The organism is Hyphomicrobium sp. 1Nfss2.1, from assembly GCF_965243865.1.
Taxonomy (GTDB): Bacteria; Pseudomonadota; Alphaproteobacteria; order Rhizobiales; family Hyphomicrobiaceae; genus Hyphomicrobium_A.
The window spans coordinates 3,377,134-3,398,829 of record NZ_OZ251603.1 but is presented as its reverse complement, the minus strand read 5'-3'; the positions used below and the strand labels follow the sequence as shown (position 1 = coordinate 3,398,829).

Sequence of the window (21,696 nt, the reverse complement as noted above, 5' to 3'; positions counted from 1 at the left end):
CCTCAGTGCGAGAGTGGCAGGGTGAAAGAGAAGCAGGCGCCGCCGCCGGGCTGGTGCTCATACTTTATTCCGCCTCCGTGCAGCTCGATGATCGACCGGCAAATCGTCAGTCCCATGCCCATGCCGCCCTCCTTGGTGGAGACGAACGGCGAGAAAAGCTGACTTGTAAGGTGCTCGGGCACGCCGCTGCCGTGATCGAGTACGCGCAGCTCGATAGCGCCGCCGTTGAGCGTGCCGGCGAGGGTTATGCCGCGTGAAGAGCGCGGCAGATCCCTGCAGGCGTCCATGCTGTTGCGAATGAGATTGACCAGCACCTGTTCGATCAGAACGCGGTCGGCACGCACGCGCGGCAGGCCGGCATCCAGGAGTATGTCGACCGAGCAGTGTCCCCTGGTCAGCTCCGGTTCGAGCAGTGCAACCGTTTCCTTCGTCACCTCGGCGAGATCGATCGGCTCGAGGCGCGGCTCGCTCTTCTTCACGAAGTTATGGACGCGGCGGATCATCAGGCCAGCGCGCTCGACGGATTTGCCGATCGCATCGAGGGCGGGCGTGACGTCCGAGGGATTGGCGCCGCCGCTCGACAGCATGTTCTTCAGGCCGGTCTGGTAACTGCGGATCGCCGCGAGCGGCTGGTTGAGGTCGTGGGCGAGAAACGATGCCATCTCGCCCATGGTGACGAGGCGTGAGGTATGCTGCATCTTCTCGGCCTGCGTGCGTGCTAATTCCTCGGATGCCTTGCGGTCGGAGATGTCGAGCACTGAGCCGATCCAGCCTTGCTGCTGTCCTTGTGCATCGATCAGCGGCGCCTCGTAGATCAGCACGTCGAAGCGCGTGCCGTCGCGGCGCTGGAACAGCACTTCGATGCCTTGCCCGGTGGCGGCGCCGGCGAGGATGGCATCATGCAGGCGCTGCGTGCGGTCCTGCTCCTCGGGTGCCCAGTAGGGCATGGGCGCGGCGCGTCCAATCAGTTCCGCTTCCGAATAGCCGACCATCTTGCAGAAGGCCTGGTTCACGTAGAGCAGGCGCCCTTCCATGTCGCGGGCGCGGATGCCGACGCGGAGCGATTCCTCCATGCTGCGGCGGAAGGCGTATTCCTCATCGCGTGCAGCTTCGGCGAGCTTGCGGCCGCGCAGCTGGCGCTCGCGCGCAATGAGGGCGGCCGCGGTGAGGAAGCTCAGGACGATCATCGCTACGACGAGGCTGTTCTGTACGAGGCTCGAGCGGTTTCGATAGCTCGTGAGCGTGAGCCAGAGGTTCGACAGTGGCGGGCCGATCTCGACGGTGTAGCTGAGTGCGCCTTTGTCGGGGTCCACCTTGGACCGGCTCGCGGCGATCTGCTCATCGCTGCGCTTGATCTGCACGGCGCGCTTTTCGGCGATCCACCAGGGCACGTGCTGAGCGAGGAAGCGGCCCAACGAAATCTCGGCGTGCAGCAGAGCGACGACGTTGCCGTCCTTGACGATGGGCGCGACGTAGGAAACGTGGTCGGAGCTATCTCCGCGCGAATAGGGAGGCGTGAATAGGCCCCGACCCGTTCGGCGTGCGATCTCGACGGCGGAAAGGACGACCGGATTGAGCGGCGTTTCCGCGTCGGCCGAGTTTGGGACCGAGGCTTGCACCTGGAGATTACCGTCGAGCCAGCTCAGGCCCCAGAGTTCGCGCTCGATGTGGACCAACGGACCGGCCTGCACAGCGAATGCCTCTTTCAGGGAATCCGCCTTGCCGAGCTCATAGGCCATGCGTGACAGGCGCGTTTCGATGGTGCTGAAGCGGAACTGGAGTGTGTGCTCGACCCAGAGGGCGTCGCGGATGATCTCCTCGCGGCGTGCCTCGCGCTCATCGCCGTCGAGCAGCCAGAGCAAGAGGCCCAGCACCAGGAATATACCGGCAAGCGACAGCAGCGAGCTGAGCATGAGCGCGGGTGCCGACCAGGCCGGACGGAACCGGTCGCCAGCGTCGCCGGCAGTCCGCCAGCCCATGCGCGCCTGTATGTCCGCCACCATCGGGGAGCCGTTCCGCTTACTCAACTTCGAACCCGACCTTATCTATCCGTCCCCGTGCCCGTCGCGTTGCGGATAACCACAATAGAGGCCGCCCACCCTTTCCCCCATACTTGGGGATCGGGGAAAGGCCCGTTGCGCTTTCAGGCTGCGCCGCAAGTGCGGCGGCAGCGCGAAGATACGCGATGAGTTGGGCCGGGGGCGGGCTTAGTGTGAGTAAGATGAAGAGCCTTGCAGCGCTGATTATTGCCACGCTGGGGTTATTGCTCGCCGGCCAGAGCCGGGCGGAGGAAGCCATCGTTCTGCGCTTCAGCCATGTGGTGGCTCCCGATACGCCGAAGGGGCTGGGGGCCGAGAAATTCAAGGAGCTTGCAGAGCGTTACACCCAGGGCCGGGTGAGGGTGGAGGTCTATCCGCTGGCGCAGCTTTATCGCGACCAGGAGGAACTGGAGGCGGTGCAGCTTGGCGCCGTCGAGATGGTGGCTCCCTCTCTCGCCAAATTCGGGCCGCTCGGCATCAAGGAGTTCGAGGTTTTCGACCTTCCCTACCTGTTCCCCGGGTGGGCGGCGCTGCACGCAGTGACCCAGGGCGCGATCGGCAAAGAGCTGCTCGCAGGCCTCGACAGCAAGGGCATCCGTGGCCTCGCCTTCTGGGACAACGGCTTCAAGATCATGAGCGCGAACCGGCCGATCCACATGCCGCAGGATCTGGCGGGCCTTCGCATGCGCATCCAGCCATCGCGCGTTCTGCAGGCGCAGATGAAGACTCTCGGCGTCGTTCCGCAGATCATTCCGCTGCCGGCGGTGCATCAGGCGCTGGAAATGGGCGTAACCGACGGCACGGAAAATCCGCCCTCCAACATGCTGGTGCAGCGCCTGAGCGGGGTGCAGCCGCACGCGACGCTCTCGAACCACGGCTATCTGGGTTACGCGGTGATCGTCAACAAGGCGTTCTGGGATGGGTTGCCGCGCGATATCCGCAGCGCGCTGGAGCGGGCGATGAGCGAGGCGACCCAGTACACCAACAGGATCGCCGAAACCGCCAATGCCGAGGCGCTCGCGAAAATGAAGGCGGCCGGATCGACGCTGTTTCATGAGCAGACAGCAGCCGAGCGCGAAGCGTGGATCAAGGCGCTGGAACCCGTTTACGCCGACGTTGCCGCGCGGATCGGCAAAGACCGCATCGATGCGATACGCGCAGCGACGGGGCCGACGCAATGAACCTTGCGACCTCAGCTTCGGGAGGCGCGAACCCAGGCCAGGCGCCACTTGCGAGGGGTGAATCGCATGCACTCTCGAGCGATGAGACGACGGAGGCGGCCGGGCGGCCCACCCTCCGGCACAGAGACACACCAGGGCGCCGGGCCTGCAATATGAACTTCAAATCACTGCGCGCCTTTCAGCTGGCGGCGGAGCGCGGATCGCTTTCGGCGGCTGCAAGTGAACTGTGCCTGAGCCAACCGGCCGTCAGCCGGCTGATTGCGCTTCTGGAAGCCGATCTCGATCTGAAGCTATTCGATCGCACCGGGCGCGGCCTTAGCCTGACGCGCGATGGAAAGCTGTTCTACGACACCACCAAGCATATTCTGGCCGGGGTCGAGGAAATTCCGCGAATTGCGCGCAACATCCGCACCGGTGACCAGCAGTTCAATATCCTCACCACCCCGCGAGTAGCGCAGGCTGTCGTCTCGCCGGCCCTTTCGCTGCTGCGCAAATCGAACGAACGGCTTTCGTGCAGCATCGACTTGCGCGCGCGTTTCGAACTCGACAGTGCGATCGCGTCAACCCGCTTTGATCTTGTGCTTGCCTCGTTGCCGCTGAACCCGTCGCACGTTCCGATCGAAACCAAGCCGCTGTTCAAGGTTCGTATCGAGGCAGTCGTACCAAACGATCACCCTTTTGCGACGCGCTGCTGCCTCACCGCTGACGACCTTGCGGGCGAGACGTTGATCGGACCGTGGCGCAACCCGGCTTGGCGTCAGCAGATGGGTGATGCCTTGCCGGCGATCGATTTCTCACCGAGCTACGCGCTCGAAACCCACTCATCGCTGATGGCGTACCAGATGGCGAGCGATGGTGCGGGTATTGCGTTCTTCGACCGACTGAGTGCGCGCGGCCTCAATACAGTAGCGGTGAAGTTTGTCCCGCTTTCACCTGCCAAATGGATCACGTTCGGCTACATTCACCCGGCGGGAAAGCCGCTCTCGGCGAATGCGCTGAACTTCATTGATGCCATACGTCAGACCATTCTCGATTTCCGCCTCGTAAGCGATGACAATGCAAACGCTGTGCATCTTGCATAACGCCCCTATTTTCTCCGCTCAAACCGCGCTCCATTTCCCGTAATATCAATATTCAATACGCCTCTCGCCACAACCGTGGTGGCTGTACCGTTTGCTGTCGCGAGATACATTGCGCGATTAACCAAGTGCGGCACAGCTCCCGATTGTCCCATAGATGCTCCGCCGCCACATACGCGCAAAAACGAGCCGAACTGGCGCCGCTTTAGGCACAGCTAGCTTGTTGATTCTGCGGGCGTTCCACTAGTCTGCTTGCATATTGCTGATGAGGCCATCCAATCATTCGAATGGTCGCTCCAGCGGGCTTTTCGCATAATTTTTTCAACTAAAAAAAGTGGGTTGGAAAGCTTGTTGGAGTGTGCGTTGTGTGTGGTGGTGTGCGTATTCCCCTATGGGGAAATAACCGGCGCTGGTTCTATGCCCGCAATTTTGCAGGCGGTGTTACTGTAGCTTTCTCCGCATTTCTCCTCCTGACCGCTGCGTCGCAAGACGCGCGTGCCGCGGGCGACGGCGATACGGAGTCCGCTGCGGATTACGGCGAAGGTGGTGGCGGCTCCGATGAGCCCACCGGCGCGAGCATCGCGAAAACCGGTGGACGGGCCCCCGGAGGCTTTACGGTCGAGGGCCTCGTGCTTTGGCGCAAGGGACTAGCGGCGGTTCCGTTCACCGAGGTTGGCGACTCTCCGAGCGCGCCACCGACGTCCGACTCCTACACCAAATTCAACTCATCCGAGCTGGAAGGCGACGATTATGCTCCGGGCCTGCGGATGACCTTGCAGGCGGGCGTGTTCGATCAGCCAATCGAGCTTTCCGCGTTCTTTTTAAGTCCGATCAGCTTCGAAGCGCAGAAGCTCGGCATGAGCATCACCGGCGTGACAAATACCGACACGGTCTACGCTAACCTGGCTTCTCAGGACGTCGGCAACCTGCTCAATTCCGACAACATCTATGGTCTCAGCATTCACCACGAGACCAAGCTCTATGGCGCCGAAGCGAACCTCGTCCGGCCATTCGGAATTCCCGGCCTCAGCGTTGGTGCACGCGGTATCTCGTTCGGTGAGACGCTCAGCTCATCGACCATGGACACTATGGCATCGGTGCCGGGCCTCGGCACCGACAGCGTGCGCGATCACGTCTCGATCCGTACCGACAACCGGCTCGTCGGCGTGCAGCTCGGCCTGGAGCACATGTTCGACGTCGGCGACTCTCTGCGCATCGGCGGCAGCATCAAGGGCGGGCTCTATAACAACTTCGTCGATCGCAACCGCACGTTCGTCTCCGAGAATGCAACTCATCAGCGCAGCTACGAGACGACGGACCATGAGAACGTCTTCTCGCAGGCAGTCGAGTTCAACCCGCGCATCGAGTTCAAACTGGCGGAGGGCACCTATCTTACCGCGTCGGGCCAGTTCCTCTGGATGAACAATGTCAGCACCGCGCTGTCGCACTATGCGACGGTGTCAGATCTCAATGGCGACAAGGACGTGCGCGCCAACGATGACGTCTACTTCTATGGCGGCTCGCTAGGGCTAACGATGCTGCTGGATGAGTCCTCGCCGATCAGCAACAGTCTGCCTGGGTTCGCGTTCGATCCGTCAATCGGCCATGTCACTGACAGCGAAGACATCGACGAACGCGTCGCCATCCTGGAAGAAGAGAGCGCGCGCAAGGGTAACAGCAAGGTCTCGCTTACCGTTTCGGGCTGGATCAACCGCATGGTGATGTTCTGGGACGACGGCGCCAAGAAAGACGCCTACATCGTCGACAATGTCGCCTCGCGCAGCCGTATCAATTTCGAAGGATCGGCAAAGATCGCTCGCGGCTGGAGTGCCGGCTATCTGATGTCCATCGGACTCGACGATACCGCATCGAACGACGTCGACCAGCTGACGGCGGATGGAGAAAACCAGATAGAGCTGCGCCAGTCCGCGTGGTGGATCCGCAGCAATCTCCTCGGCACGGTCACGGTGGGCCACACCTCGACCGCCACCGACAACATCATCCTGAAGGATGTCGGTGGCATCATGCCAGGAGCGGCGAACATCGCCACGATCGGCGGCAGCTTGATGCTGCGACACGCCGACTGGTACGAACAGGGCAACGGCGGCCTGATCAGATCGTCGTCGGGCAATGTCAATACGACGCTGAACGACATTTCCGGCGGCGGCAGCGTCGACACGTTGCGCCGTGACGCAATTCGCTACGACGCGCCGCGCTGGTCTAGCCGGTTCGGCAACGTCGATGCTTCCGTGGCGTGGGGCGAGGACGACTTTTACGACGCTGCCGTCGAGTATGGCGTCAACTATAACAACTTCAAGTTCAGGTTTGGCGCGGGTTACCTGCGCGATACCACCGAAGGGCGCATCGTCGACGACCATCCCGAGTATTTTCGTGATCGCCGGGAATACAAGGGATCGGCAAGCATCCTGCACATACCGACCGGCTTGTTCGCGACCGCTGCGTACGTGCACCGCACGTTCCACGGCCTCGAAGCGTACGGGACCACCGGTACGCCCGGCGCCGTCTACGGCGAGAATACCACCGGCCTCGTGACCACGCCTGGCACCAATCGTCCGCCGCTCGACTACCTCTACACCGCATTCGGACTTCGCCGTCAGTATTGGGAGATCGGCGATACGTCCGTCTATGGCGAATATGCGCAGGTCGACGACGCGATCACAGGCTTACGCGAAGCCGATCTGGCAGAAGTCACCGACAGCAGCCTGATGATGCTGGGCGCGGCTGTGAACCAGAAGATCGACAACGCGGGAATGGACGTCTACGCCGGCTTCCGCATCTTCAAGTTCGACACCGAAGGCGTGCAGTACCGCTCGTCGACCGGCGTTACCGGCCCCAGCCCCGTTCCGCTTACCGATCTTTTCATCGGTTACGCCGGCACGCGGATAAAGTTCTGAGCTCGAGGATCAGTGAAATGAAGAGCTTCATCGAAAGCCAAATCCTCCGCCGCCGCAACGCACGACGCGAAGGTGCTGCCATGATTTCGCACGTGGTTTCCGCTTTGGCGTTTCTCGTGTTGACGGTAACTGCCGCGGCTGCGACCGAGACGCGGTTCGATCCTGCAACGCAAAGGATGCCCGTCGGCGATGGCGCGTTCGACGTCGACAACGTCTCGCGCGGGCCGGTGACGATCTATACATACCGGCCAGCCGGCATTTCGAGCGACAGTCCGATCTGGGTCATCATGCCGGGCACCCGGCGCGATGCTGCGCGCCATCTCGCCTTCGACTACTACGACACGTGGCGCCCGCTGGCGGACAGATATGGCGCCATTCTCCTGGTACCTGAATTCACCGCCGAGAAGTGGCCGGGCGCTGCGTCCTATAACCTTGGCAACGTGCGCAGCCGGCGGCTGGAAGCAAAGCCGTGGCAGCAGACCAGCTTCTATGTCGTCGAGGAAGCATTCCGCATGGCCGCGCACAGCCTCGGAACGCACCGGCGCAAGTTCAGCATGTTCGGCCATGGGGCTGGTGCGCAGTTCATTCAGCGCTACGTGCTGCACTCGGGTTGCCGCATGATCGACCGGGCGGCAGCCGCCAATCCGGGGTGGTATCTCGTGCCAGACTATGAGTTCCAGTTTCCCTACGGGCTGCGCGGCTCGCCAATTCCGGAGGCTCGGCTACGCAGCGCGTTCGGTTGCAACTTCACCCTGCTGCTCGGCACAGCCGATGTGAACTATGCCGGTATGCGCAATGACCCGGGCGCGGTTGCTCAGGGCCGGACGCGCTATGAGCGCGGGCTGTTCTACTTTCCGCGAGCGCGTGCGATCGCTGCGCGCATGGGTGCGCCATTCTCCTGGCGGATGAGAAAAGTCGAAGGCGTGGGACACGAGGCTTCGCGCATGGCACCTGCTGGCGCTGCCGTGCTCGCCGGCACCGGGATCGCAACATCGGAGTGAACGTGCGCGTGAAGGCCGATCACCGCACCGTTCCGCGGATACGATGGGGATGATCGGCGAAGCGAGTAGCGTCACGGGGGAATGATGCACTTTGTTCGATATTGCGGCGGACTTGCGCTCGCTGTTGCTTTCGCGTTTGCCGGAGGCGTGCTTCCGGCGCGCGCAGACAGCGAGCCTGCGAGCGTCGCCGACGTCTTCGACGATGAGCAGACCAACCAGTACGTGCTCGAGATCGAAGCGGCGATGGCCCGCGCGCAGGCGGCGCATGGCGCCATTCCGCAGGAGGCGGCGGACGCCATCACACGCAAGGCGCACATTCGCTTTGCGACCGCCGCGGACATCGAGAAGGAACGCCACCTGGTTCAGCATCGCATGGTGGCGCTAATCAACGTTTGGCGGCGTTCGATAGACCCGGATGCGCGCCAGTACGTGCACTACGGTGCGACCACGGTCGATATCTACGACACGGCGATCGTCCTGCAGCTGCGACGCTCAACGCTTTTGTTGATCGAGCAGCTGCGCGAGATCGAGGCCATCCTCATAGATCTGGCGCAAACGCACCAGGACACGGTGATGGCTGGCCGGACGCTGGGTCAGCACGCGCTGCCGATCACGTTCGGTAAGAAGGTGAGCGGCTGGATCGGCGAGAACCGGCGCGACATCGAGCGTATGAAGGCGATCCTGGGGGAGCTGAACCGATCCGCCATTTTGAAAGGCGCGGTCGGCACCTACGCGGGGCTTGGGGCCAAGGCGATGGACGTCGAGCGGTCGTTCGCGCAGGAACTCGGCCTCGCGGCGCCCTACCCGGACGACTGGCACGGCACGCGCGATGTGTTCGCGTCATATGCCCTGTCGCTGGCGCTGGTGAGCAAGCTCTACGGCGCGATCGGGCAGGAGCTGTTCCTATTGCAGATGACCGACATTGGGGAGACGAGCGAAACGCGCTCTTCCACCTCGGTCAGCAGCAGCTCGATGGCGCAAAAGGTGAACCCCAGCAAATCCGAGGTGCTCATTCACGCGTCGCGCACGATCCCGCGGCTCGCGGAGGTGATCCTCGACGATGTGGTCAACTTTTTCGAGCGTGACAGCACGGTTGGTCCCGACATGGCGCTGAAGGACATCTCGGTGCAAACGGAGAAGACGCTGAAAACCGCGCGCAGCCTTCTCGCCAAGTTGCAGGTCAACTCCGGTGCCATGGCCGACAACCTCGGCAGGACGAAGGGTTTCATCATGGCGCAGCGGGTGGCCTTTGCGCTCGCTCCGCAGATGGGCAAGGACGAAGCCGACGCGCATCTGCATGACGTGATCCATCAGGCGCTGGAGGAGAAGATCGACTTCAGGACGGCACTCCTGAAGGATGCGAAGGTGGCGAAAATGCTGACGTCGAAACAGGTGGACGAACTGCTGGATCCGCGCGGCTACCTCGGCATGGCCCGTGAGGAGGTCGCCGCGGTGATCGCGCAGGCGAAGGCACTTCGCAAGGGCGATCCACAGGTCGAGGGACGTCATGTGCAAACGACGGGCGGCATCCGCTAGCGGTTTCCCACAATTGCCGCGCATCGGCCTGGCGACTTAGATCGAGAAAAAGTCGCGTTAGGGGGTAACGCCATGCAGTCCGTGGGTGCAGCAGGCAAGGAACGCAAGCCTTTCTACCGGCTTCTCTACGTGCAGGTTCTCGTTGCGATCCTGCTCGGCTTCCTGCTCGGTTGGCTGGCCCCAGGGATTGCCGAAAGTGAATGGGTGAAGGCCCTCGGCGACGGCTTCATCAAGCTCATCAAGATGGCGATCGCGCCCATCATTTTCTGCACCGTGGTGTCGGGCATCTCGCACATCGAAGATGCGAGCAAGGTGGGGCGTGTCGGCGTCAAGGCGCTCATCTATTTCGAGATCATATCGACGCTGGCGCTGAGCATCGGTCTCGTCGTCGGGCATCTGGTGCGACCGGGCGAAGGGTTCACGGGGTCGGTCGATGCCGGTGCGGTCGCGCAATACGCTGAGCGCGCGGCGCATCAATCGAGCGTGGAATTCATCCTGCACATCATACCCAACAGCCTCGTCGGGGCATTTGCCGACGGCAACATTCTGCAGGTGCTGCTGATCTCGATACTGTTCGGTTTTGCGCTGATGGTGCTTGGGGAGCGCGGCCGTACAGTGCGCACACTCGTCGACGACATGGGGCACGCATTCTTCGGCGTGATCGCCGTCATCATGAAGGCGGCGCCGCTCGGTGCGTTCGGTGCCATGGCCTATACGATCGGGAAGTACGGCCCTTCGACACTGGGCAATCTCGCGGGGCTCATTGCAACGTTCTACATCACGTCCGCGCTGTTCATCGTCGTGGTGCTGGGCATCGTCGCGCGGCTCGCGGGCTTTTCGCTGTTTCGCTTCCTCGCCTACATCAAGGACGAGCTGCTGCTCGTGCTGGGCACATCTTCGTCAGAGAGCGCGCTGCCGCAGCTCATGGAGAAGCTGGAGCGGCTCGGCTGCTCGAAGCCGGTTGTGGGGCTCGTCGTGCCGACGGGGTATTCGTTCAATCTCGATGGCACCAACATTTATCTGACGCTGGCGACGCTGTTCATTGCGCAGGCGCTCGACGTGCATCTATCGCTGCACGACCAGCTCGTGATCATCGGCGTTGCCATGCTGACGTCGAAAGGCGCGAGCGGCGTGACGGGTGCTGGCTTCGTGACGCTTGCGGCGACGCTGGCCGTCGTCAGCCCAGCGCTGGTGCCGGGGATGGCCATCGTTCTGGGCATCGACAAATTCATGAGCGAGTGCCGGGCGCTGACGAACTTCATCGGCAACGGCGTGGCGACGATTGTCGTCTCGGCGTGGGAGGGCGAACTCGACCGCTCCGCGCTGACGCAGGGCCTTAACCGCTCGGTGGACACCTCGGACATCGAAGAGGCCGTCACGACAGGCTAAACCGCTGTTTGGCCGAGACTAAGTCGACCCGGCGCGGCCGCCGACGGCTAGCAACACGCAAATTCTGAATAAGCTGCGCAGTTCTTCTTGGTTCGGCGGATAATCCCGCCTCGCTAGTTCTCTTGGCTGGGACCTCGACAGAGGTTGCGGACAGAGAGGATACTGCGATGAAGCTCAATTTCACCAAGCGCCAGGCGCTCGTGCTCGCCCTGGCAGCTGCGGTTTCAGCCGGCGCGCACTCTGCGCAGGCCGGCTCGACGCTGCTGAACGTCTCCTACGATCCCACGCGCGAATTCTATCAGGCCTACAATGCCGCGTTCGCCAAGCATTGGAAGGAGACGACGGGCGAGGACGTGACGCTCAACCAGTCACACGGTGGCTCGGGCAAACAGACACGCGCCGTGATCGACGGGCTCGAGGCGGACGTGGTGACGCTAGCGCTGGCCGGAGACGTGGACCAGCTCGCGAAGAAGGGCGGGCTCATTCCGGCAGACTGGCAGAAGCGCCTGCCGCAGAACTCGTCGCCCTACACCTCGACCATCGTGTTCCTGGTGCGCAAGGGCAACCCCAAGGCCATCAAGGACTGGTCCGACCTTGCCAAGGACGGCGTCGCCGTAATCACGCCCAACCCGAAGACTTCGGGCGGCGCGCGGTGGAATTATCTTGCCGCCTGGGGTTACGCGCTGAAGCAGCCCGGTGGCAGCGACGACACGGCGAAGGAGCTGGTGGGCAAGATCTATAAGAACACGAAGGTGCTCGACACTGGCGCACGCGGTTCGACGACGACGTTCGTCGAGCGCGGGATCGGCGATGTGTTGATCGCCTGGGAAAACGAGGCGCATCTGGCAATCAAGGAGCTGGGCCCCGACAAGTTCGAGATCGTCGTGCCCTCGATTTCGATTCTCGCTGAGCCGCCGGTGACTGTCGTGGACAAGGTCGTCGACAAGCATGGCACGCGCAAGCTGGCCGAGGCTTATCTCAACTACCTCTATTCGCCGGAAGCGCAGGATATCGCCGGCAAGAACTACTACCGCCCGCGCGATCCGAAGGTCGCCGAGAAATACAAGGCCGAGTTCGCGCCGGTGCAGCTCTTCACCATCGACGAGGTGTTCGGCGGCTGGGCGAAGGCCCAGAAGACCCACTTCGACGACGGTGGAATCTTCGACCAGATCTACGCCAGCAAGAGCTGATCCACAGAAGAGGCTTGCGTCGCCGCTTTGCAAGCGACGCGTGCCGTCCCCACCGAAGCTGCTCGCGCGGTGTGGGACGGCACGCTCGGCATCGCGGCAGGCCGACCGAGGAGGCCATACCATGGACACGGTCCTTCTTGTGCCCGGCCTGAATGGCAGTGGTCCTGATCATTGGCAGTCGTGGTTCGAACGTGAAATCCCCGGTGCCGTCCGCGTCATCCAGCGCGATTGGAAAGATGCAAACGTCGCGCACTGGTCGACGCGCGTCGGTCGCGATTTGAACCGGGTGCCTGGGCAGGTGTTCATCGTCGCGCACAGTTTCGGCTGCCTCGCCGCGGTGCGCGCATTGGCTAGCTGGGGTAGCCGGGTGAGCGGTTTGATGCTCGTCGCTCCCGCCGACCCGGAGAAGTTTGGCTCATCGTGCATCGTGCCCGAAACTCCATTGGGCGTGCCTGCCGTGCTCGTCGCCAGCACCAACGATCCGTGGATGCGTTTTGCTCGCGCCGTAGAACTTGCGGAAGCGTGGGGCGCGCAGCTCGTCAACCTGGGGGCCGTCGGCCACATCAATCCGGCATCCGGCTTCGGGGCATGGCCGCAGGGACTCGCCATGCTGGAGGGGTTGCGCCGCGAGGCCAACACCTGGTCGGAACGGCGCCCTGCGGAAGAGAACTTCATCGAGCTAGGGAGGATCTGAACTCAGTCGAAGTCTGCGTTGTAGTTGCGTCGCGTTTTTTTGGTAGCGTAGGAGTGAGTTATGTACGGGGGAGTACGGTCGAGGACCAACTTGGCGTTGGTCCTCGCGGGGTTGGGTTTGGCGTCGATAAGTGCGCCTGCCGCGTGGGGCGCCGATCTGGGCGGCAATTGCTGCTCTGACCTGGAGGAACGCATCGCCGACCTGGAGGCGACGACTGCCCGAAAGGGGAACCGCAAGGTCTCGCTGGAGGTCTCAGGTCAGGTCAACGAGGCGGTGCTGTTCTGGGACGACGGCGCGGAGCGCAATGCATATGTCGTCACGAACGACAACAGCCGCACACGGTTTCGCTTCAAAGGCAAAGCCAAGATCGACGCCCAGTGGGAGGCCGGTTACCAGATCGAAATCGGCGTGCGCGCCGCAAACTCGAAGCGCTTCACGCAGGATGATTCAGACGGCGCCGACAGCGATAACGGCTTCGATCTGCGTGACAGCTACTGGTACCTGAAGAGCAATCGGCTAGGTCGCTTTTCGTTGGGTCAGCAGGCAACGGCCACGGACACCATCACCGAAATCAACCTGACGCAGACATCCGTGTTCGCGAAGTATTCGGACGTTGAGGATTCGGGGCTCGGCCTGATCCTGCGGTCAGCAAATAACGGTAACCTGACAGGAAGCGGCATTACGTGGCGGCGTCTCATCGGTGATGGCGGCGATCAGCCGGGCGAGGGTGAACGGCGCTTCAACGTGGCCAAGTACGTCTCGCCGGATATCTCCGGTTTCAGCGTGTCGGCGGCGTGGGGTGAAGACGATTACTGGGACGTCGCGCTCAACTACGAAGGTGAGATCGGGGCGTTCAAGGTTGCCGCTGGTATCGGTTATGGCGAGATCACCGATGGCGGGCAGACTTCGACGGTTTGCGCGGCCGCCCAGACCACCGGAGATGACACCTCGTGCCATCAGCTCGGCGGTTCGGTGAGCGTCCTGCATCAGCCGACAGGATTGTTCGTCAACGTTGGCGCCGGCCAGAAGGTCGACGACCTGATCGAAGGCACGACGCGTTTCGCCGGCACTGGCGTTGATGACGAGCAGAAGTTCTGGGCCGTGCAGGCGGGCATCGAGAATAAATTCTTCGATCTCGGCAAGACCACGGTCTACGGCGAGTACTACGACTACGACGGCGGTGGCGCGACGCGGCGCACCGTCGGCTCCAGCGATGCGCTCAATCCGACCGGAGCGGGAAGCTGGGCGGTGTGGGGATCGGGCGTCAACGTGATCGGTGCGGGTATCGCGCAGGGCATCGATAAGGCGGGAATGATCCTCTATCTTTCGTATCGCCACGTCGAGGGCGACCTTGCGTTGCGTCAGCTCAACGGCAGCGTTGCCAGTGGCGCCATTGCAGATGCGTCGCTGGAGGATCTCGACGTCGTTCTGTCGGGCGCATTGATCAAGTTCTGACGCGAGCGTGTTTGCAGGGGGGATGGGGAGCGGTTCCAGGATCGCTCCCCATTGCTTTGCCCTTATGAACTGCCCGTTCCCGCCTTAGCAGCAATTGGAATATAGAAAGAAGAACTTCGTGGTTCGCGCATGATCCCAGCGCCGATAGCGTTCGCTCGCCAAGCAAAGGGATTGTTAAACATGCAGACCGATCGAATGCTGTCGTTGACCGGGCTGCTCGTGTCCCTGGCCTTCATCACCTTCATCGTCTTCACTTAAGTCGCAAGTGTCTGCGGGGGACGATTCATGGCCACGCCACGGCGACATCGCGTGCTGCCCGGATTCGGGTTATCGCTCGGGCTAACGATCAGCTATCTATCATTGATCGTGCTCATTCCACTCGCGGCGGTGTTTGCGAAGAGCGCCGAACTCGACCCCGCGCAGTTCTGGCATGTCGTCACGGCGCCGCGGGTTGTCGCTTCTTACCGGTTGAGCTTCGGCGCTGCATTGCTGGCAGCGCTCATCAACGTCGTTTTTGGTCTGCCGCTGGCGTGGGCCCTGGTGCGCTATGACTTCCCCGGCAAGCGTATCGTCGATGCGCTCGTCGATTTGCCATTCGCACTGCCCACGGCGGTCGCGGGCATCGCGCTGACGGCGGTGTACGCCGGCAATGGCTGGCTGGGGCAATATCTGGAGCCGCTCGGCATCACGGTGGCCTATACGCCGCTCGGTGTACTGGTGGCGCTCATCTTCATCGGGGTACCGTTCGTGGTGCGCACAGTGCAGCCTGTGCTCGAGGATCTCGACATCGAATTCGAGGAGGCAGCGGCGTCTCTAGGCGCAACGCGGGCGCAAACGATCCGCCGCGTGGTGCTGCCGATGCTGACTCCGGCTCTTTTGACCGGCTTTGCGCTCGCATTCGCCCGGGCGGTGGGAGAATACGGATCGGTGATCTTCATCGCCGGCAATCTGCCGATGGTGTCGGAGATCACGCCCCTCATCATCATCACCAAGCTCGAGCAGTACGACTATGCCGGAGCAACCGCGGTCGCGGCCGTCATGCTCGTCGTTTCGTTCGTTCTGCTGCTCGTCATCAACCTGCTGCAGGCGTGGACGATGCGTTCCAATGAGAGAGCGCACGCATGAGCACTGCATCTTCAACCGCGCCTTGGAACCGTTCGGCGCGCTTCACATCGAACCCGGCTGCGCGCGAGCCCCGCGCCATCAGGTGGGCGGTGATTGGCGTAGCGCTCACCTTCTTCGCCGTCTTCCTGTTGCTCCCGCTGTTGGCCGTGTTCGCCGAAGCGCTTCGCAAAGGGTGGGCGGCATATCTGACTGCGATATCGGCGCCCGACGCGCTCAGCGCCATGCGGTTGACCCTGCTGGCCGCCGCCGTTGCCGTGCCGCTCAATCTGGTGTTCGGCATCGCCGCGGCGTGGGCCATCGCCAAGCACGACTTTCGCGGCAAGAACGTGTTGATCACGCTGATCGATCTCCCGTTCTCTGTATCTCCGGTGATCGCCGGGTTGTGCTACGTGCTGGTGTTCGGCGCGCAAGGGTGGTTCGGCCCATGGCTTGCCGAACACGGCATCAAAATCGTGTTTGCGGTTCCGGGCATCATCCTCGCCACCATCTTCGTGACAGTCCCATTCATCGCGCGCGAGCTCATTCCGCTGATGCAGGCGCAGGGGCGCGACGAGGAGGAAGCAGCCCTCGTCCTCGGGGCGTCCGGCTGGCAGACGTTCGCCCGCGTCACTCTGCCCAACGTCAAATGGGGACTGCTCTACGGGGTGATCCTATGTAACGCCCGCGCCATGGGCGAGTTTGGGGCGGTCTCGGTCGTCTCTGGACACATCCGCGGCCAGACCAACACCATGCCGTTGCAGGTTGAGATCCTTTACAACGAGTACAGCTTTGCGGCGGCCTTTGCCGTGGCGTCGCTGCTCGCCCTTCTGGCCCTCGTGACGCTGGTGATCAAGACGATCATCGAGTGGCGCGCTGGAGCTGATCTTTGGCCCGACGAGGCACCATGAGCATCGCAGTTCGCAATATCGGCAAGTCCTTCGGCAGCTTCGTCGCCCTCGACAATGTCAGTCTCGAGTTCCCCACCGGAAAGCTGGTGGCGCTGCTCGGGCCATCGGGCTGCGGCAAGACCACGCTGCTTCGCATCATTGCCGGGCTGGAGTATGCTGATCGCGGTGAGGTCATCCTTGACGGAGAGGATGCGTCCGACCGGCATGTTCGCGAGCGCCAGGTGGGGTTCGTGTTCCAGCACTACGCGCTATTCCGGCACATGAGCATCTTTGAGAACGTCGCGTTCGGGTTGCGCGTAAAACCGCGGTCGCAGCGTCCTCCAGAAAGGGAAATCCGGCGCAGGGTGATGGAGCTGCTGGAACTGGTGCAGCTCGGCTGGGTCGCTGATCGCTACCCCGCGCAGCTTTCCGGCGGCCAGAGGCAACGCATTGCGCTGGCGCGGGCGCTCGCCGTCGGCCCGCGGGTGTTGTTGCTGGACGAACCGTTCGGCGCGCTCGACGCGAAGGTACGCAAAGAATTACGCCGCTGGCTGCGCAATCTGCACGACGAACTCCACATTACATCGATCTTCGTGACACATGATCAAGACGAGGCGATCGAGCTGGCGGACCGACTGGTGGTGATGAACAAGGGCAAGGTCGAGCAGACCGGCACGCCGCGCGAGGTTTACGCGGCGCCGGCAACGCCGTTCGTCTACGGATTCCTGGGGGCCGTGAACGAGTTTCGTGGCTCGATCGACGGTGACTACCTGCGCGTTGGGGCAAGTGCTCTGCCGATCGTTAGCGGCGACGTCGCTAGGGGGCAGTCCGCCGTCGCCTTCGCCCGGCCGCATGAACTCGAAATCATTACCGACGGCGGTAGTGGACAGGCAGGCATCGGCGCTACCATAAAGCGCATAGTCGATATCGGCTCTATCGCCCGGGTCGAGCTTTCTGGGGCTGCCTCTGAGGAACCACACCTTTACGAGGTGGAGCTACCATCGCAACGGCTTGCCGAGCTCAACCTCGCAGCAGGACAACCGGTGCGGCTCGTCAGCTCGCGGTTACGCGCATTCGCGCAAGGAGAACGTTCGTGAACTTCCAGCAGCTTCGCATCATCGCCGAGACAGTGAAGCGCAACTTCAACCTGACAGAGGTTGCGAACGCGCTGTTCACCTCGCAGTCCGGCGTCTCCAAGCACATCAAAGACCTCGAGGACGAACTTGGCGTCGAATTGTTCGTGCGCCGCGGCAAGCGTTTGACGGGCTTGACCGACCCCGGCAAGGAGCTGGTAGGCATCGTCCAGCGCATGCTTCTGGATGCCAAGAACATAAAGCGACTGGCGGAGCAGTTTTCGCAGAGCGATTGCGGCGACCTGACGGTCGCTGCCACGCATACGCAGGCGCGCTATGCGCTGCCGCCAGCCGTGATGAAGTTCAGGAAGGAATTTCCGAAGGTGCGTCTGATACTGCATCAGGCGAGCCCAAAAGAAACGCTCTCGATGCTGCTCGACGGCAGCGCCGACATCGGCGTTGCGACCGAGGGCCTCGAAGCGAATCTCGAAGTGGTGGCCTTCCCCTATTATTCCTGGGAGCACGCCGTCATTGTTCCGACGGGGCATGAGCTGGCGCAGGTGAACCCACTGACGCTTGCCGCACTCGCCGAGTGGCCTATCATTACCTACGATCAGGGCTTCACCGGACGACCGCGCATCGACCAGGCGTTTGCGGCGGCCAAGCTGGAGCCCGACATCATCATGACGGCGCTCGATGCGGACGTGATCAAGGCTTATGTCGAGTTGGGGCTTGGCGTCGGTATCGTCGCGTCGATGGCTTATGACGCCAAGCGCGATCCCGGCTTGACGCTGCTCGATGCCAGCGGACTGTTTGCGCGCAACACTTCGCGCATAGCGGTGCGGCAGGGCCGGTATCTGCGCGGCTACGCCTATCGCTTCATGGAGCTGTGCGCGCCTGATCTCACCGAGTCGGTCGTGCGATCGAGCATTGCCCCCAAGGGCGACGAGACGGGCTGAGTGCGCCGATGCGTCGCCACCGGCGACAGCCGACCGGCGTCGTCGTGGGGGTACGCCTCGAGCGCCGCGGTATTTCGATTGCGATCACGATATAAACGGGTTGCAGTTGCCTTGATCTGTCCGGGCCCCAGCTGGGCCAGTTCCGTGAGCCGCAATACGATATCTGCAAGCTCCCGCCTCGGCTCTTCGTTTTCCGGCTTCGTGAGATCGAGCGCCTTGCAAGCATCGTCAAACGATCTCGAAAGGGTGTCCAGCTCTTCGGGCTCATAGAACTCTTTACGCGTGTGCATTTTTGCATACTCCCAATACACAACCATACGCGCCTGGCCAGCGGCCTCAATCCGCGAAAGTCATTGTCTGGGTACAATGCGACGTGGCCGGACACGCAGTAAGGAACTAATTTCCAGCCAAAGTAGTTCGTTACTCACTCAAGCCGAAAGGAGGTGCCTGATGAACGGCTTGGCGCGAGAGACGAGGCTACAAATCATGCTTAGTAGCGAAGAGCTTGCCGCCCTTGACGACTGGCGCTTTACTCAGCGCATGCCGAGCCGCGCAGCGGCAATCCGTCACCTCCTCCGGCTTGGGCTCGAGGCCGCGATTAGCAGCGATTCCAACCGACCGACGCGCTCGCAAGATTTCGGCGTCGTGCGCGACGCCGACGAAGAGCGGAGCTAGCCAATGTTCGTTGGGGCAATTGAACTGGCTTCAGAGCAAACGGTCGTCCGCCGGCCGGCCGCCGCGCCTCGGTCGGGGCAGCAAAAGGCTTCCGCTTCGAGACGCGCGGTTCTCCGATGCCAAGATGCCACCCAAAACCATTCGCTCAATACCTGACGCTGCCCTTCAGCGCGACCGACTGGATGCGGGTCGTCTCGCCGAATTGACCGTCGTAGGTGACGTGCAGCACCGTCTCTTGTGCCGTGATCATGTCGAGCCCGACTCCGACGATACCCATCGCGTCATCGGAGCGATTGCCGAACAAAAGTCTCCAGAGGTCGGTCCTTGCAGTCGGCGACATCTCGCTCTACCCCAGCAAGCAGAAGTTGATCGTGACTGGATTTGCAGAAGCCGTTACATCGGCACGCACCGGCTGCGAGCGCATCTTTCCGGACCGTCCGTTCCACTTCCTACATTCTACAGATCGCGGCGCGCCGCAGCTTCAACCTGTCCCTTAGAGAGACCGATGAACATCCTCGTACTTCAGCACTTGGCCGTCGAACATCCCGGGATATTCCGCGATTTCCTCCGGGCCGACGGCATCACTTGGACGACGGTCGAGCTCGACGCTGGCGAGGTGATCCCCGACGTCGACGCGTTCGATCTCATGCTCGTCATGGGTGGACCGCAAGACGTCTGGCAGGAGAGCGAGCATCCTTGGCTGCGCGAAGAGAAGGCTGCGATCCGCAGGTTCGTTGTTGAACTGAAGCGGCCATACCTCGGCATCTGCCTGGGCCATCAACTGCTGGCGGAAAGCATCGGGGGGCGCGTGGCACCTGCGGCGTGCGCCGAGGTCGGCATGATGAGCCTATTGCGCACAGACGAAGGTTTTCGTGATCCGCTGCTGGCTGGATTCGACGAGCCCATGACAGTTCTGCAATGGCACGGCGCGGAGGTCGCCGGTCTGCCTGAAGGTGCCACCATCCTAGCAAGCTCAGAGGCCTGTCGCGTACAGGCGTTTCGCTGGGGCGCGCACGCGTACGGATTGCAGTTTCACATCGAGGCGACGGCCGACACAGTCGCAGAGTGGGCGGCCATCCCGACCTATGCCGCCTCATTGGAGGCGGCACTTGGAGCAGATGCCGCTGAACGCTTGAAGAGTGACGTTGACCTGCACTTGCCGCACCTCAATCGGGAGGCGAGCAAGGTCTACACGGCGCTGATGACGCTGGCGCGAACTGCATTATCGGTCGAGACCTGATCTGAGCTGCGAATGGAGAGCCAAACGTGATTTCGCTTGTGGCCCTCGATGCAGATGGCATCTCGCGCACGATAGGGGCGAAGCCGGGGACGGCGATGGAGGCCCTACGCGGTGCCGGACTGCCGCTGAAGCGGCATGCGGCGGCTCTCTCGCCTCGCAACCTGTCACGTCATCATTGCTGATAAGGACTTCGATCGGGTCGGGGCGCCGTCGGAAGACGAGGAGATGCGCGTGCGCGGTTTCCCTCTCGCCACCCAACGCGGCTACATCCGCGGCGTCAAGATGCTCGCGGCCTCCCCGGGCCGCTTCCAACGCCATAATCGACCGGTGGCGTGGGCGATGCCGCACCTAGCGCTCGAAGACCCGCCCGCGCTGCCCTCTCCACGCCGTCCTACGCCCCTCGGTGAGCTTGTTGCGTCCGCACCGCTAACGCTCTTGCCATCACTTCTTGATTTGGAAGCGGATGGGGAGGGCGAAGTTGAACTCGGTGTTGGTGAGGTCGGAGGGCGGGCGCGGGAACGGGCTGGCGCGGTTCAGCACCTCGACGGCCTCTTTGTCGAGCATGGTGTGGCCGCAGCTTCGCTGCAGCTTGCCGGTGATGACCTTGCCGGAGCGGTCGATGGAGAACCACACCACGGCGACGCCCTCTTCCTTGTGGTCGCGCGCCTCTGACGGATAGCGCTTGTGCTTGTTGAGGTGCAGCGCCACCGCCTTTTCCCAGGTGATCTGCGATTGAGACGGCTTCGATGAGACGCCCTGCCTGGGTGCGACAGCCTTCTCCGCCGGCGGAGCCTCGACAGGTGGCGGCGCTTTTGCCTCCTGCGGAGCAGACGTTGCCTGCAGCACCGCCTCCTGCTTGGGACGCGGGTCTTCCTGCTCGACTTTCTCCTCGGGCTTGTCGACGTGCTCCTGCTTCTTCTCCACCACCACCTCGGGCGTCGGAGCGAGCGGGCTCTCCGCCACGTTCGGCGTTTCGACGTCGGACTTTTCCTTCACCTCTTCCATCGGCGCCACCGAGGTCGATGCCGGCGTCTCCTCCTGCGCCGGCCCGATGGCGAGGTTCACCTTCTCGGTCGGCGGCGCCATGGCGACCGGCGCCAGCTCGAGCATGAACGAGCCCGCCGTCTCCTCGGCTGTATCGTCCTCCTCCGTCCAGTCGGCGAGCGCCAGCGCGCCCGCCGCCGCGTGCATCGACACCATCACGGCACCGGCGAGAACCCAGCGGCGCAGCCGCGCCGCCGACACTTCAAGCAACTCCAGATGCGCGATCATGGGATGA

18 protein-coding genes are annotated in these 21,696 nt (G+C 62.6%); 15 read left to right on the top strand and 3 right to left on the bottom strand.

The features are described from left to right. Positions 1-2: 2 nt before the first annotated feature. Positions 3-2,003 carry a PAS domain S-box protein gene (locus tag ACP15D_RS16595; protein WP_424958537.1) on the bottom strand — a complete coding sequence of 667 codons (2,001 nt, stop codon included), beginning with the start codon at positions 2,001-2,003 and terminating at the stop codon, positions 3-5. 218 nt (positions 2,004-2,221) lie between these two features. On the opposite strand from ACP15D_RS16595, the gene ACP15D_RS16590 reads away from it, so the two are divergent. The 14 genes from ACP15D_RS16590 to ACP15D_RS16525 all read left to right on the top strand — a co-directional run bounded on the left by ACP15D_RS16590 (position 2,222) and on the right by ACP15D_RS16525 (position 19,177). Beyond that, positions 2,222-3,220, top strand: a complete 999-nt coding sequence (locus tag ACP15D_RS16590) for a DctP family TRAP transporter solute-binding subunit (protein WP_424959257.1) — start codon at positions 2,222-2,224, stop codon at positions 3,218-3,220. Positions 3,221-3,372: 152 nt separating this feature from the next. Beyond that, positions 3,373-4,302, top strand: coding sequence for a LysR family transcriptional regulator (locus tag ACP15D_RS16585; protein ID WP_424958536.1), 930 nt, complete (start codon positions 3,373-3,375; stop codon positions 4,300-4,302). Between the two features lie 374 nt (positions 4,303-4,676). Continuing rightward, positions 4,677-7,214 carry a hypothetical protein gene (locus ACP15D_RS16580; RefSeq protein WP_424958535.1) on the top strand — a complete coding sequence of 846 codons (2,538 nt, stop codon included), beginning with the start codon at positions 4,677-4,679 and terminating at the stop codon, positions 7,212-7,214. A gap of 17 nt (positions 7,215-7,231) precedes the next feature. Next, the gene (locus tag ACP15D_RS16575; protein WP_424958534.1) at positions 7,232-8,215 is read left to right on the top strand and encodes a hydrolase; all 984 of its coding nucleotides are present in this window, start codon (positions 7,232-7,234) and stop codon (positions 8,213-8,215) included. Between the two features lie 84 nt (positions 8,216-8,299). Next, positions 8,300-9,751, top strand: a complete 1,452-nt coding sequence (locus ACP15D_RS16570; RefSeq protein ID WP_424958533.1) for a lyase family protein — start codon at positions 8,300-8,302, stop codon at positions 9,749-9,751. Between the two features lie 72 nt (positions 9,752-9,823). Then, positions 9,824-11,140: a dicarboxylate/amino acid:cation symporter gene (locus tag ACP15D_RS16565; protein WP_424958532.1), complete on the top strand. Its 1,317-nt coding sequence runs from the start codon at positions 9,824-9,826 to the stop codon at positions 11,138-11,140. A 167-nt stretch (positions 11,141-11,307) separates the two neighbouring features. Beyond that, positions 11,308-12,330 (top strand): sulfate ABC transporter substrate-binding protein, encoded by a 1,023-nt coding sequence (locus tag ACP15D_RS16560; RefSeq protein WP_424958531.1) that lies wholly within the window; start codon positions 11,308-11,310, stop codon positions 12,328-12,330. Positions 12,331-12,451: 121 nt separating this feature from the next. Continuing rightward, complete coding sequence (locus ACP15D_RS16555) at positions 12,452-13,024, top strand: RBBP9/YdeN family alpha/beta hydrolase (protein ID WP_424958530.1); 573 nt, start codon at positions 12,452-12,454, stop codon at positions 13,022-13,024. Positions 13,025-13,114: 90 nt separating this feature from the next. Continuing rightward, entirely contained in the window at positions 13,115-14,479 is a 1,365-nt protein-coding gene (locus ACP15D_RS16550; protein ID WP_424958529.1) for a porin, read from the top strand. Positions 14,480-14,764: 285 nt separating this feature from the next. Continuing rightward, positions 14,765-15,604 carry a sulfate ABC transporter permease subunit CysT gene (gene cysT, locus ACP15D_RS16545; RefSeq protein WP_424958528.1) on the top strand — a complete coding sequence of 280 codons (840 nt, stop codon included), beginning with the start codon at positions 14,765-14,767 and terminating at the stop codon, positions 15,602-15,604. Next, entirely contained in the window at positions 15,601-16,491 is an 891-nt protein-coding gene (gene cysW, locus ACP15D_RS16540) for a sulfate ABC transporter permease subunit CysW (protein ID WP_424958527.1), read from the top strand. Before cysT ends, cysW begins: the two co-directional genes overlap by 4 nt. Further along, positions 16,488-17,567 carry a sulfate/molybdate ABC transporter ATP-binding protein gene (locus ACP15D_RS16535; protein ID WP_424958526.1) on the top strand — a complete coding sequence of 360 codons (1,080 nt, stop codon included), beginning with the start codon at positions 16,488-16,490 and terminating at the stop codon, positions 17,565-17,567. The genes cysW and ACP15D_RS16535 overlap by 4 nt, the downstream gene beginning before the upstream one ends. After that, entirely contained in the window at positions 17,564-18,502 is a 939-nt protein-coding gene (locus ACP15D_RS16530) for a CysB family HTH-type transcriptional regulator (protein ID WP_424958525.1), read from the top strand. Before ACP15D_RS16535 ends, ACP15D_RS16530 begins: the two co-directional genes overlap by 4 nt. A 450-nt stretch (positions 18,503-18,952) precedes the next feature. Continuing rightward, the gene (locus ACP15D_RS16525) at positions 18,953-19,177 is read left to right on the top strand and encodes a hypothetical protein (protein ID WP_424958524.1); all 225 of its coding nucleotides are present in this window, start codon (positions 18,953-18,955) and stop codon (positions 19,175-19,177) included. A 145-nt stretch (positions 19,178-19,322) separates the two neighbouring features. Here ACP15D_RS16525 and ACP15D_RS16520 read toward each other — a convergent pair whose 3' ends face one another. Further along, positions 19,323-19,517, bottom strand: coding sequence for a hypothetical protein (locus tag ACP15D_RS16520; RefSeq protein WP_424958523.1), 195 nt, complete (start codon positions 19,515-19,517; stop codon positions 19,323-19,325). 165 nt (positions 19,518-19,682) lie between these two features. Between ACP15D_RS16520 and ACP15D_RS16515 the strand changes: the two genes are divergently transcribed. After that, positions 19,683-20,417 carry a type 1 glutamine amidotransferase gene (locus ACP15D_RS16515; protein WP_424958522.1) on the top strand — a complete coding sequence of 245 codons (735 nt, stop codon included), beginning with the start codon at positions 19,683-19,685 and terminating at the stop codon, positions 20,415-20,417. A gap of 441 nt (positions 20,418-20,858) precedes the next feature. On the opposite strand, the gene ACP15D_RS16510 is transcribed toward ACP15D_RS16515, so the two are convergent. Beyond that, the gene (locus tag ACP15D_RS16510) at positions 20,859-21,689 is read right to left on the bottom strand and encodes a TonB family protein (protein WP_424958521.1); all 831 of its coding nucleotides are present in this window, start codon (positions 21,687-21,689) and stop codon (positions 20,859-20,861) included. Between the last annotated feature and the right edge of the window lie 7 nt (positions 21,690-21,696).

Bases quoted from the DNA above. Each gene is read 5' to 3' on its own strand.
- ACP15D_RS16595 (WP_424958537.1), bottom strand. From the start codon at position 2,003: ATGGTGGCGGACATACAGGCGCGCATGGGCTGGCGGACTGCCGGCGAC.
- ACP15D_RS16590 (WP_424959257.1), top strand. From the start codon at position 2,222: ATGAAGAGCCTTGCAGCGCTGATTATTGCCACGCTGGGGTTATTGCTC.
- ACP15D_RS16585 (WP_424958536.1), top strand. From the start codon at position 3,373: ATGAACTTCAAATCACTGCGCGCCTTTCAGCTGGCGGCGGAGCGCGGA.
- ACP15D_RS16575 (WP_424958534.1), top strand. From the start codon at position 7,232: ATGAAGAGCTTCATCGAAAGCCAAATCCTCCGCCGCCGCAACGCACGA.
- ACP15D_RS16570 (WP_424958533.1), top strand. From the start codon at position 8,300: ATGCACTTTGTTCGATATTGCGGCGGACTTGCGCTCGCTGTTGCTTTC.
- ACP15D_RS16565 (WP_424958532.1), top strand. From the start codon at position 9,824: ATGCAGTCCGTGGGTGCAGCAGGCAAGGAACGCAAGCCTTTCTACCGG.
- ACP15D_RS16560 (WP_424958531.1), top strand. From the start codon at position 11,308: ATGAAGCTCAATTTCACCAAGCGCCAGGCGCTCGTGCTCGCCCTGGCA.
- ACP15D_RS16555 (WP_424958530.1), top strand. From the start codon at position 12,452: ATGGACACGGTCCTTCTTGTGCCCGGCCTGAATGGCAGTGGTCCTGAT.
- cysT (WP_424958528.1), top strand. From the start codon at position 14,765: ATGGCCACGCCACGGCGACATCGCGTGCTGCCCGGATTCGGGTTATCG.
- cysW (WP_424958527.1), top strand. From the start codon at position 15,601: ATGAGCACTGCATCTTCAACCGCGCCTTGGAACCGTTCGGCGCGCTTC.
- ACP15D_RS16535 (WP_424958526.1), top strand. From the start codon at position 16,488: ATGAGCATCGCAGTTCGCAATATCGGCAAGTCCTTCGGCAGCTTCGTC.
- ACP15D_RS16525 (WP_424958524.1), top strand. From the start codon at position 18,953: ATGAACGGCTTGGCGCGAGAGACGAGGCTACAAATCATGCTTAGTAGC.
- ACP15D_RS16520 (WP_424958523.1), bottom strand. From the start codon at position 19,517: ATGTCGCCGACTGCAAGGACCGACCTCTGGAGACTTTTGTTCGGCAAT.
- ACP15D_RS16515 (WP_424958522.1), top strand. From the start codon at position 19,683: ATGAACATCCTCGTACTTCAGCACTTGGCCGTCGAACATCCCGGGATA.
- ACP15D_RS16510 (WP_424958521.1), bottom strand. From the start codon at position 21,689: ATGATCGCGCATCTGGAGTTGCTTGAAGTGTCGGCGGCGCGGCTGCGC.